General features: G+C 73.5%; 7 protein-coding genes. 3 read left to right on the top strand and 4 right to left on the bottom strand.

Annotation, left to right across the window (positions count from 1 at the left end):
• The first annotated feature begins 51 nt into the window (after window positions 1-51).
• Entirely contained in the window at window positions 52-996 is a 945-nt protein-coding gene (locus WMF36_RS15750; RefSeq protein ID WP_437581918.1) for a metallophosphoesterase, read from the top strand.
• Window positions 997-1107: 111 nt separating this feature from the next.
• On the opposite strand, the gene WMF36_RS15745 is transcribed toward WMF36_RS15750, so the two are convergent.
• Window positions 1108-2307 carry an aminotransferase class V-fold PLP-dependent enzyme gene (locus tag WMF36_RS15745; RefSeq protein WP_437580422.1) on the bottom strand — a complete coding sequence of 400 codons (1200 nt, stop codon included), beginning with the start codon at window positions 2305-2307 and terminating at the stop codon, window positions 1108-1110.
• A 404-nt stretch (window positions 2308-2711) separates the two neighbouring features.
• On the opposite strand from WMF36_RS15745, the gene WMF36_RS15740 reads away from it, so the two are divergent.
• Window positions 2712-6332: a protein kinase domain-containing protein gene (locus tag WMF36_RS15740; protein ID WP_437580421.1), complete on the top strand. Its 3621-nt coding sequence runs from the start codon at window positions 2712-2714 to the stop codon at window positions 6330-6332.
• Between the two features lie 219 nt (window positions 6333-6551).
• Window positions 6552-7235, top strand: coding sequence for a DNA mismatch repair endonuclease MutH (gene mutH / locus WMF36_RS15735; RefSeq protein ID WP_437580420.1), 684 nt, complete (start codon window positions 6552-6554; stop codon window positions 7233-7235).
• An 18-nt stretch (window positions 7236-7253) separates the two neighbouring features.
• Here mutH and WMF36_RS15730 read toward each other — a convergent pair whose 3' ends face one another.
• The 3 genes from WMF36_RS15730 to WMF36_RS15720 all read right to left on the bottom strand — a co-directional run bounded on the left by WMF36_RS15730 (window position 7254) and on the right by WMF36_RS15720 (window position 11781).
• Window positions 7254-8978 (bottom strand): protein kinase domain-containing protein, encoded by a 1725-nt coding sequence (locus WMF36_RS15730; RefSeq protein ID WP_437580419.1) that lies wholly within the window; start codon window positions 8976-8978, stop codon window positions 7254-7256.
• A gap of 256 nt (window positions 8979-9234) precedes the next feature.
• Window positions 9235-11352 carry a hypothetical protein gene (locus WMF36_RS15725; protein WP_437580418.1) on the bottom strand — a complete coding sequence of 706 codons (2118 nt, stop codon included), beginning with the start codon at window positions 11350-11352 and terminating at the stop codon, window positions 9235-9237.
• Between the two features lie 219 nt (window positions 11353-11571).
• Window positions 11572-11781 (bottom strand): hypothetical protein, encoded by a 210-nt coding sequence (locus WMF36_RS15720; RefSeq protein ID WP_437580417.1) that lies wholly within the window; start codon window positions 11779-11781, stop codon window positions 11572-11574.
• Window positions 11782-11863 lie beyond the last annotated feature (82 nt).

Here is an 11863-nt window from a genome sequence, read left to right as displayed (position 1 = left end):
ACAGTGCCGCTGTAGTATTGCAGCAAATATGGACGATCTGGCAGATTGCAAGTGAATCGGCCGCCGGCCGGCGTGGCGCCTCCGCTCGGGCTCAGTTCGCGCGAGGCGAACGCAGGGACGTTCGGCTATGCTGGAGACGTGCAGCGTGTCGTCGATCTACCTGATCGGGGCAGACTGATCGTCGCCACCGACTTTCAGGGCAATGTCGCGGACTTCGAGCGAATCGCCGAGATCTTCGACCAGGCGGCGGCCGGCCCTGACGGCGCGGTGCTCGTCATTACGGGCGACCTGGTCCACGGGCCCGAGCTCGACGAGGGTGAATGGCCCGACTACCTGGGCTCATTCTACCGGGGCGACTCCGTGACCTTGTTGAAAAAGGCGAGGAGCCTCGCGGAACGGCACCCCGGCAGGGTTCATTACCTGCTTGGCAACCACGAGCACGCGCACGTGGGGGGTCCGGTGGTGGCGAAGTTCTTTCCGGACGAGGCGCAGCGGCTCGAGGAGCTGCTCGGTCCGGAGGACACGCTGGCGATGCGGAGCTGGTTCCGCGGGTGGCCGTTCGTCGCGGTCGCAGGCGCTGCCCGGCTGGTCATGCTCCACGCCGCGCCGCACGCGCGCATCCAGAGCCGGGAGGACCTGGAGCGGCTCCCGCTCGACGGGTTCCTCGACATACCGCTCTCGGAGATGAGCCTGCAGGGAACGCTCGGCGCGCTGCTCTGGGCGCGGAGCACCTCGAGCGAGCGCGCCTATGCCTTTCTGCGCGCGCTCGACCGGGACGCTCGCGTGGCGGTCTACGGGCACGATGTCGCGCGCACGGGGTACGCCATCGAGCGCGAGCCGATGCTCTGCCTCTCGACGAGCTTCGGCTGCTACGACGGCGACAAGCTCTACCTGGAGTGGGATCTCGCCGAGCCCGCGGAGAGCGCGACCGACGTCGCGTGGCGCGGGCTCCGGTCGCTGTACCCCGAAGCGCCGCGCGTCCACAGCGACCCCTGAGCGCCCCGGCGAGGACGTCGCCGCAGACGCCGCGACGAAGAAGGCGAGATCCCAGCGGTCGGCGTCGGAGAGGAAGGAGAACGCGACCATGAGCCGTCGTCGGGGACGGCGCTAGCGGCCGAGCTCCTCGAGGAGGGCGGCCACGCCCGCGTCGATCTCGGCGTCGGTGAGGTACGGCGCAGGGCCGACGCGGAGCACATCGCGGCGCGCGTCGACGAGGACGCGCCGGGCGCGGAGGCGCCGCACGACGTCGCCCGCCTGCGCCGCGCGCACGGCGACGAAGCCGCCGCGGCGCTCGGGCTCGAGCGGCGAGACGACGTCATCGCCGCGGCCCGCAGCGTCGAGGTGGCCGAGGATGCGCCCGGTCTGCCGGAGCGAGATCGCGCGCAGCCGCGGGACGGTGAGGCCGAAGCGATCCCAGTGCTCGAGCACGGCGGCAGCGCGGTAGAGCGCGGACGGGTCGAACGTGGAGCCCGCGAAGCGCGCGCCCCCCGGCGCGTACGCGACGCCGCCGCCGCTTCCCGCGAGCGAGTCGAAGTCGGCGAACCAGCCGGTGAAGACCGGGCGCAGCGCGCAGCCGCGCGGGACACGCATCCAGCAGATCCCCTCGCCCATCGCCGCGTACTTGTAGCCGCCCGCGACGGCGAAGACGTGAGGCGCCGCGCTGCCCCACGCGATCGGGACGACGTTGAAGGCGTGGTAGGCGTCCACGAGCGGGACGGCGCCGATCTCGGCCGCGCGCGCGACGATCTCGTCGAGCCGCGGCATTACCGTGGCGCTCTCGAAGAGCACGGCCGAGATCGCGAGCATCGAGGTGCCCGGCTGGAGCGCGGCGAGCAGCCGCTCGGGGAGCGAGCCGCGCGGCTCGACGCTCACCCACGCGACCTCGACGCCGTCCTCGCCGAGACGCGCGAGCTGTCGCCTGAGCGAGTGGAACTCGCCCTCGGTGGTGACGATCCGCTGCCGACCGCGCCGGGGGAGCGAGGTGATCAGCCGGTAGACGAGCTCGTGCGTGTTCTGGCCGAAGGCGATGTCGTCGCCGCGCGCGAAGCCCATCCGCTCCAGGATCGCCTCGCCGACCGCCGAGCGCATCGGGAACACCGCATCGTCCCACTTGCCGTCGACGAGCCGCGCGGCGTCGTCGAAGCACGCGGCGAGCGCGTCGCGCGCCACGTCAGGCCAGGCCTGATGGGAGTGCCCCGTGAGCAGGATGCGCGGCGCCGCGTCCTCGGCGGGCGCGAGGAAGCGCGAGTATGCGGCACGGAACGCGTCGAGGTCGAACGAGAAGCCCGGTTCCACGTCTCCTTGCATTCCAGCTCTTTGGTGCGGTATCCGCGCGACGGACGCGCAGGGCGGCAGGGCGCCGCGCGCGCTCCCGCTTAACCCACTTCGGCGTTCACTTCCACCCGCTCGATCCGTGTCATCCCGCGCGCAGGTGGCGCGGATTGCGTCCTCGGCGCGCGCGGCGCGACCGGAGCGCGCTGTCGCGTCCGCCGACGGCCCAGGCGGCCGGACGCGAGGGGATCCGAGCCTGCCCGCGCATCGAGCGACGACCGCGCCGGCACGTTGGCCTTGTCCACAACGTGGTCACCCGGGCGAGGCAACGGAAAGCGCGGCGAGGGCGCGCCCCCGGCAGGTCCGATCATCGTAGGGGGAAGTGGCTCTGTCGGAGCCGGGTGGAGCGGCACGCGCTCCGGATCGAGGTGGGAGGTTCCATGACGCGCGATGTTTGCGGCGGCGTGGGAGGGGGGCCGGCGCGCCGTCGCGCTAGACTGCGCCATCTGTCGATGCGACCGCGCGCGGAATACCTCGAAGGGCTCGTCGATCTCACGTCCCACGACGACCCGAACGTCCGGCGCGGGCTCTTCCGTCAGTCGATCGCCTCGCTCGCCCTCGTCGACGCGCTCGATGGCTCGACCCCGCTCGACGCCCTCAGCCCGGATGGCCTGCTCCGGAGCGTCCAGACCGCCATGGCCGACGGCCTGCTCGACGATCTGAGCTGGCTCGCGCCGGCCGCGGCGAGCGTGGCGCTCTACGAGATCGCCGGAGCGCTCCCGCTCGGGCCCGAGCGGCGCGAGCTCGGCCGGCGCGTGCTCAACCAGCTCTATGCCGGCAACGCGGCGACGTTCGTCGCCCTCGCCACGCGCATGGCCGCCGGCTCGGCCCGGGGCCTCTCCGGGGCGGGCATCCGCGCGCGCGTGATGCTCTCGCTCTGGCTCCCCGCGGGCACCGACATCCCGGTCGATCCGCTCGCGCTCCTGCTCGCCTCGCGGCGCGAGCTGTCGCGCGACTGGATCGCGGCGCCCTCGACCGGCTCTCTCCCGGAGCGGCGCCTCGCCGCGCGCCTCCTCGAGCGCGCCGCCCGCGACGCGACCCGCCGGGCCATGCAGGGCGACGACCTCCCGCTCCGGCTGTTCCGCAACGTGAGCGACGGGCGCCGGCGCGATCTCGACCGCAGCGCCGACGGGATCGCGCTCGCCTGGCAGACGCTCCTCGCCGATCGCGAGCCGCTCGTGTGGCGCCACATCGCCGCGGCGCGAGGCCTCCTCGCGGGGGTGCTGCCCGACTTCGCCGAGGAGGTGCGCGCCCTGCTCGTCCAGGATCTCTCCCCCACCGAGTGGCGGCGCGGCGCCGCGTCGCTCGCCGCGAGCCTCGCCGTCGATCCGGACGGCGCGCTCGGCCGCGCCGTCGAGCTCCTCCGGGGGCCGCTGCTCGCGCACGACCCGGGCATCGCCACGGCGATGGTGTGGGGGCTCCCCGTCGCGGCCGACGCGGAGCCCGAGGCGGCCGACGCGCTGCTCGACGAGATCGCGCGCGCGGCCCCGATGGCGACGGCCGAGGCGATCGTCGAGCTCCGGCGCGACCTGCGCGGCGTGATGAGCCGCGGCGAGCCGTTCGGCGCCCGCGCGGCGGCGCGGTGCGCCCGCGCGCTGGAGGACGCGATCGAGGCGCCGCCCAGCGCGCATGTCCGCGACGACGGCCTCGCGGCGCTCGCGCGCGTCGTCCACCGCGACCTCTCGATGGACGGCGCCGGGGTCGCGCTGCTGCGCGGCGCGCTCGACGGCGCCGTCGCGGCGTTCGTCGAGACGGGGCCGCGCGAGGCGCACGGCCGCGCGCTCGAGGCGTACGCCCTGGCGGCCGAGGTCGTGGGCGCGCTCGAGGAGATCGAGCTCTGCGATCTCGACGATGCGCAGAGCACCGCAGCGCGCAGGGCGGCGGTGGGGCTCGTGCGCGAGCTCGACGCCGAGCTGCTCGGCTCCGGTCTGCTGAAGGGCCTCTTGCTGCTGAACCGCCGGCCGAGCGAGGACTCGACCGGCGTCGCCTCCCTGGACGACCTCGATGAGCGGCTCGCGCGGTGGCTGCTCCGCGCCGAGGGATCCGCCGCGCGGACGAGCGCCGCGCCGCCGCTGCACGTGACCGTGCACCAGCGCAACCTCCGCGCGCTCATCCACCTGATCGACGGCGAGAACACCGACTTCGGCGGCGAGCCGGAGCTCAAGGCGCGCGTGCTCGCCCGCTGGACGGGCGCCATCGGCGTGCTGCTCGACCGGCTGCGCGCCGACCGCGGCTCCTCGCTCCGCCGCGCCATCGCCGCGTCCGTCGCCCGCGGCCTCGACGCGCTCGTGCGGGAGGGGGCGGCCGACGCGGCCGACATCTTCCTGCACGCCGCGATGCGCGGCGGCGACGCCGACGACCTCGACGTGCTCGGCCAGGCGAGCATGCACCCGGACGTCGCCCAGCTGCTGCGCGCGTACGCGCGGTTCGCGCGCGGCGGGCGCGAGGGCGGCGCGCGCGCGCGGGACGACGACGCGGCGGTGTCGCTCCGGTCGACGCGGAAGGGGGCGCTGGACGCGGAGCTCGCCGAGGCCGAGCGCGCGCGCGCGGCGCTCGAGCGCATCGCCGCCCTCGACGCGCTCGTCACGGCGCTGCCGGCGGGCGCGTCGCAGCGCACGGAGATCGTGCGCGGCGCGCTCGCCCGCCTCGCGCGCGCGCTCGGCGTGGTGAACACGGCTCGCGCGCTCAGCGCGCTCACCGCCGCGGGCGACGGCGACGCGGACGCCTCGCCGCTGAGCGCCCTGGAGGACGCCCTGACGCGGCTCGCGCAGCTGACCGCCGGCGCCCGCCGGCGCTGCGGGGATCACCCGCCCTCCGCGCCCTCTGGCGCGACGGAGCCGCTGCGCCTCGCCATCGAGGTCGCGCTGCAGGAGGAAGAAGAGGACGTGGAGCCGAGCGTCGCCGCGCCCGTCGAGGCGCTCGTCTCGGCCGCGCGCGCGAGCATCCCGGGCGCGCTTGCCGACGTGGTCGCCCTCGTCGTGCCGCGCGTCATGCTGCTCCCGGTCCGGCGGCCGAGCGCGCCGGGCGGAGTCGCCCTGCCCGAGCAGCCGCTGCCCGCGTGGCTGCCGAGCCGCCGCACGCTCGGCGGCTTCTACGTGCACCGCCAGCTCGGCGGCGGCTCGCTGGGCACGGTGTTCGTCGTCACCCGCACCGAGGAGCGGCACGATCCGTCGGCCGAGCGCTTCGCGCTCAAGGTGCCGGAGTACGATCACACGGCGGCCCGGAGCGTCTCGGAGGCCGACTTCCTCCGCCTGTTCCGGGAGGAGGCGGGCGCGCTCCTCTCGTTGCCCGATCACCCGAACATTGCCCGCTTCGTCACGTTCGACGCCGGCGCGCGCCCCAAGCCGATCCTCGTGATGGAGCTCATCGAGGGCATCCGCTGCGACAAGCTGCTCGACGCTCGAGGCCTCACCTCGCGCAGCGCGGTGGCGCTGCTCGACGGCATCCTCGCCGGGCTGGAGGCCATGCACGCGGTCGGCGTCGGACACCTCGACATCAAGCCGACCAACGTGATCCTACGGGGGGGGCGGGAGCCCGTGCTCGTCGACTTCGGCCTGGCCGGTCGCCACATCCGACCCGGCTGCGCCACCGGCTGCTACGGCGCCCCGGAGATCTGGGGCGTCGTTCCGCCCGGCGTCACCGCGACCCCGCTCACGGCCGACATCTACAGCTTCGGCTGCCTCGCCTACGAGATCCTCACCGGCAGGACGCTGTTCGACGCGCCCACCGAGGTCGCGCTCATCACGGCGCACATCACGCACGACGGGCTCCCCACGCCGGTCAAGCGCCTCGCCGACGATCCGAGGACGGCCGACATCGCGGCGTTCATGTACGCATGTCTACGACACAACCCGCAGGACCGCGCGACGACGTCCTCCCTGCGCGAGATGCTGCTCCGTATTACCGGTCAGCTCGCCGATCTGAGGTGGCCGCTCGACGACGGGCGGGCCTCAAGGCACGGCGCCGGTGGACCCCGGAAAAGTTATACAGGAAATTCCTGATGCTTTTTTCCTTTCAATCCTGTGGGCGCAAGGAGGGACTTAGGCAGTAGGCTCTCTCTTGGCGGCGCGTTCGGGGGGGCCGCGTGTATCAGGCCGCCATGGCCCCCGGGTCAGCGCTGCTCGATTCCCATCGACGTTCCGGCGCATCCCGGCGGCCAACCTATCTCGATCGCGGCCGAACGCTGGAGTCGGGCCGCGCAATGCTCTAAGGCGGCGTCGTTGATCCCCGCGCTGGAACCGCCTCGCGATGAAGCCGAGCTCCGATGCCGGGCGTCCGCGCTCGCCGGCCTGACGCTCGCCGAGCTCGCGCGGGCGCTCGGACGCGCGGTGCCCCGAGGCGGCGTGCGCACGAAGGGCGCCGCCGGCGCGCTCGTCGAACGCGCGCTCGGCGCGACGGCCGGATCGACGTCGAGGCCCGATTTTCCGCACCTCGGCATCGAGCTCAAGACGATCCCCATCGACGGGGCCGGGGCGCCGCAGGAGTCGACGTTCGTCTGTTCGATCTCGCTCTCGGACGCGGATCGTGCGGAGTGGGAGACATCGCGCGCTCGCGCGAAGCTCGCCCACGTGCTCTGGGTCCCGATCGTCGCCGCTCCCGGCCGGCCGAGCGAGGAGCGGCGCCTGGGCGCTCCGCGGCTCTGGCTCCCGACCGAGGCGCAGGAGCGCGTCCTGCGCGCCGATTTCGAGGATCTCATGGGGCTCATCGGCATCGGCGCCATCGAGGCGCTCACCGCGCACGCGGGCCGCTGGCTCCAGGTGCGACCGAAGGCCGCGAGCGGACGCTCGCGGACACTCGCGTTCGGGCGCGACGGCGAGATGATCGCGGCGCTGCCGCGCGGCTTCTACCTGCGCCCCGGCTTCACCGGCGCCATCCTGAGCGATCCGGCTGCGATGCCGGCGTGATCGGGGCGCGGACGCGCGTCACTTGCAGGGGACGACCTTCTTGGTGCCGTCCGGCATCGTCGCGGTGCACGTCTCCATCGAGAGATCGCTGTTCACGGTCGAGACGGGGCGCGCCGGCTCCGGATCGCTGGCGGGCGACGGGCCTGTCGCCCCCGTCGTGCGCGGGCGCCCCCGGCCGCCCGTGCTCCCGCGCTGCGGCTTGCCCGGTCCAGCGCTCGGCGCCGCTGTGCCTGCTGCGGACGGCTCGGCCCCGCCATCCGCCGCCGGCCCGGTCGCGCTGACGGCCGCGTCCGCTGCGCCCGCGTCCGCTACCCCCGCATCGCTCGCGCCCGCGCCCGCATCGGCGGCCCCCGGGTCGCCCGCGGGGACGACCTGCGGGAGGGTGATGGCTGTATCCGGCGCCTGCTGCTGCGGCGGCGGCGCCAGATCGACGGGAGCCGCAGTGTCGCCCGGCGGAGACGCGCCCGCCGGCGAGCCCGCGTCGCCCGTTCCCATGGCGAACCGGCTCTGGAACTGGAGCGCCCCCCACGCGCCCACGGCGACGGCGACGGCCCCAACCGCCACATAGAGCAGCGTGCGCCCGCGGCGCGGGGCCTCGTCCTCCGCCGGCGGCGCATCGCCGGCGGTGCGCGCCCCCTTGTCGCTCACCGACGGGCCGCCGCTGCTCGCGCGCGACGCGCGCGACGTGGTCCGCGACATGGCCGCGCGCGAGGCCGGCGGCGGCAGGTCGAGCTCGGCGGCGTGAAGGCGGAGGATCCCCGCGATGGTCGTGCGCGTGCCCGGCGCGGCGAACGGCGCGAGCGCCTGCACGAACTCCGAGATCGACTGGAAGCGATCTTCCGGCTCGCGCGCGATCGCCTTCTCGATCACCTCGACGAGGCCCTCCGGCACCTCGGGGCGGAGATCCTCGAGCGACTCGGGCGGCGACGTGTAGATCTTCGCGCACAGCTCCGGGAAGCTGTCGGCCACGTACGGCGGCCTGCCGCCGATGATCTCGAAGAGGCACACGCCGAGCGCATAGATGTCGGTGCGGGGATCAACGCTCTTCGACGAGCGCATCTGCTCGGGCGACATGTACAGCGCCGATCCGAGGATCGTGGTCGTCTGCGTGAGGGAGACGTTGCCCGTGTCGCCGGTGAGGATCTTCGAGACGCCGAAGTCGAGCACCTTGATGAGCGGCGCGCCGTCGGGGCGCTTCGTCAGGAACAGGTTCGCCGGCTTCAGATCGCGGTGGACGATGCCGAGCGCGTGCGCCTCCGCGAGCGCCTCGCACGCCTGGGCGATGTGATCGATGCACTCGCCGATCGCGAGCGTGCCCGTCTCGGCCGCGTGGCACGCGAGATCCTCGCCGTCGAGGAGCTCCATCACCATGTACGGCTCGCCGCTGTCGAGCGCGGCGACGTCGAGCACGCGCACGACGTGGGGCGTCTGCAGCTTGGCGACGGTGCGCGCCTCGCGCATGAACCGCTCCGCCGCCTCGGTGTACGACATGAACTCCGGGAGCAGGAACTTGATGGCGACGCGCGTATCGAGGTCGAGGTGCAGCGCCTCGACCACGAGGCCCATGCCCCCGCGGCCGATCGTGCGCTCTACGCGGTATTTGCGCGCAATGACGGTGCCGGGCGCGATCGTGTAGACGTTGTCAGCCTTGGGTTCCCCCGCGCCGAGCGGAAACGCAGCCGTCTCCGGGCCGACGGAGTCCACTCCTTCGGTCGAGTCCGGCTCACCAGAGGAGCGCGCCATCGAGCTAAGGTATACACGTCGCGCTTCTCCGAAGCGATTCCCCTCACGCCGCAGGAATGCAAAGTGTTGCGAAAAAATGCCTCCAAGGTGGGATGAGCGTGCGGAGGAGGTGGAAGCGAGCGCGGCTCAGGGCCTGCCTGCGCTCGTGACGCACCGCGGGCGCAGCGCCCCGCGCGGCCCGCAGGCGCGGACGTCCCCTGCCGCCCGTCCGGCTCGACATCGGCCCGCGCTCGCGCGATGCCGGTTGACAGCGAGCTCAGCGGGTGCGCGCCGGCGGGGTCCGGGAGCGGCGCATGTTGGCCGTCGAGGAGGTCCGGTGCGGCCCCTCGGTGCCGTGCGCCGGAGTCTGCCGCGTCGCCTTGAGGTTGCCGAGATCGGCCTCGATCTCGATGCCGAGCGCGCGGCAGCGCCGGATGAGCCGCTCCAGATCGACCCCCGCCTCGATCAGCAAGCCCGAGGGGGGCGACGGATCGACGAACATCTCGGCCGCCGGCCTCCGCGTACGGAGCAGCTCGCGGATCTCTGGATCCTCGATCCAGAGGAAGCCGGAGGCGCCAACGAAGCTCGCCTTGCCGATGACGACGCTCGCCTGGATGAGCATGCGCGAGATGGTGTCCGGCAGCGGCGCGACCGCCTCGATGCGCGCGCGCAAGGCGTCGCTGTCGAGCCCCACCGACAGCGCGCGCGCGATCGAGGGCGGAGTCAGCAGGAGATCGACCTGATCGCCGACGCGGCCGATCTCGGCGAACGCCGAGAGCCCGAGCACGGCCGAGACCTTGGCGCTGGCGCCGACGCGCAGCGCATGCGCCTCCACGAACTTGCTCTTGCCGTTGTCCGAGCTCGGCGCGGAGCCCGCGAGCAGCGCCCGACCGCGCGGCGTCAGCCGGAGCGCCAGATCCGCGCTGGCCACGTCCTCGGCCCCGCCGAGATCGATGATCCCGAGCGCCGGCAGCGACTCCAGCGCGATCCGCCGCGTGATGTCGGGGACCTCCGGCGCCTCGACCGAGGCGCGCTCGGCCCAGCGACGGACCAGCCGCTCGACCCCGGCGATCCGCTCGTCGGCCGCCAGGTAGCCCTGCAACGACTGCCACGGCACCCAGCGGCCCTCGCCGAGGTCGTGCAGCGCGTCGAGCACCATCTCGCGGAGCGCGCCGATCGGGCTCGCGTCGCGGTTGTCGGACGCGACCCGGAGCACCTCCCGCTCGGCTCGCGCTTCATCCCACGCGCCGCCGCGGCGCCACGTCGTGAACAGGAGCGGCGTCAGCTCCTGCACCTGGAGCGAGCCGGGGGGCGTGGCTGGCGACGCGGCCGAAGCGTCCCAGAGCCCGACCGCGCGCGACAGCGCGGCGACGAGCGCGACGCCCTCGACGTCACGCCCGAAGCGCTGCGCCAGCCGGACGAGCAGCGACCGCGGCGTCCCGACGCCGGGGCGCACGTCGCTCCCCGGCTCGCGCACGCAGTACGCGAGCGCCAGCGCGAGCATCCCCGGATCCGAGGCGAAGCGGGCGCGCCGCGGGGCGTGGTCCTCCTCGAGGACGAACGACCGGATCTGCTCCCGCCGCTTCTCGCGCATCCGGCGGCGATCCGCGCCCACGATGGCGGCCACCTCGGTCGGCACGACGTGGCGGTTCGGGTGGATCGGGATGAGGAAGGCGCGGCGCTCGAGCGCGAATCCCGCGCCACGGCGGCTCGCGGTCACGCCGCTCGCGCTGCGAAGGCGCATCGGCTCCCGCTCCAGATCGAGCAGCTCCTGCGTGTCGACCTCGCCGCCGACCGACTCGATGGCCTCGAGCAGACGGCGCTCGACCGGCGCGAGGCGATCGATCTCCTCGCGGAGCCGGTCCGGATCGCTCAGCGTCTCCCACGCGTTCTCGAGCGACAGCGCGATGGGCGGCGTGGCAGGGCGGCCGAGATAGTGCGTCGCGATCGCGCTCATCGTCTCGAACGGTGCCTGCGCGAGCAGCGCCCGGATCGCCCGGGGGTCCTCGCTCTCCCAGCTCTTCAGCTGGACGAGGAACGCAGCCGGAAGCACGAGCTCGATGCCCTCGTCGGTCTTGCGCGCGTAGACGACGCCGCGCGCGATGAGCGGCTCGAGCCCGGCCGGGAGCGAGGGGACGACGAGCACGCCGCCCGCCTCCGCGATACGGTGGAGCAGCTCGCGGCTGGCGGTCGGGAGCCGCGACGGATCGCGCACGTCGGGGAGGCCGACCAGAGCCCGCGCCGCCTGAGAAGGTGCGTCGATGCGCTTCGCGGCGTCGATGCGGATCCCCATGCGGGTGATGAGGCCCTTGAGCTCCGACTCCGGGAGGGCGCGGAGGATCGCGTCGAGCCGCTTCGGCGACTCGTCGAGCTCAGCATCGCCACTGCTCGCCATGCCTCCCGCTTCGCGTGTCACCCGACCTAGCTCCTCATCTGCAGGATGCCCCCGCCCCGACTGTCGTCCGTTGGTCGTGGTCATGTGCTCGACCTATCTCCCGGATATCCGATGACCCACATTAACCAGCGGAATAGCCAGCCTCCTAACGTACACCAGGATGCTCGTCCAGCTTCAAGAAATCGAGCACTTTCCTACTCCGTTCACAATTTTCTCCGTTCACAATTTCGGTCGCAGGCAGCGCGCATCGCCGGTCTCGTGATTCCCGATCCCGCTCGCCGCGTCGCTCTCCACCTGATGCGTCCTGATGCGTCTCGAGATCTCGTCGGCCTCGCGTCGTGTCGTACGGCGCAGCCGCAATCGCACGCCCTCGTACGCGCGCGCATGCGTCGGCGCGTTCGCGGTGCCGCGCTGCGCGACGCGCGCCATGACGCGTTTTTACGTTACGCTCAAAGTCCCCGCATCATTCCGTGTCGGCGCGCCTGGCCCCCACCGCGGGGCTTCCGTCGCG

The sequence above is a fragment of the Sorangium sp. So ce887 genome (assembly GCF_051521455.1).
Taxonomy (GTDB): domain Bacteria; phylum Myxococcota_A; class Polyangia; order Polyangiales; family Polyangiaceae; genus Sorangium.
This window is presented reverse-complemented; position numbering and strand designations above follow the sequence as displayed.

Coding starts and splice junctions, on each gene's coding strand:
- WMF36_RS15745 (WP_437580422.1), bottom strand. CDS start 2,307: ATGCAAGGAGACGTGGAACCGGGCTTCTCGTTCGACCTCGACGCGTTC.
- WMF36_RS15740 (WP_437580421.1), top strand. CDS start 2,712: ATGACGCGCGATGTTTGCGGCGGCGTGGGAGGGGGGCCGGCGCGCCGT.
- WMF36_RS15730 (WP_437580419.1), bottom strand. CDS start 8,978: ATGGCGCGCTCCTCTGGTGAGCCGGACTCGACCGAAGGAGTGGACTCC.
- WMF36_RS15725 (WP_437580418.1), bottom strand. CDS start 11,352: ATGGCGAGCAGTGGCGATGCTGAGCTCGACGAGTCGCCGAAGCGGCTC.
- WMF36_RS15720 (WP_437580417.1), bottom strand. CDS start 11,781: ATGGCGCGCGTCGCGCAGCGCGGCACCGCGAACGCGCCGACGCATGCG.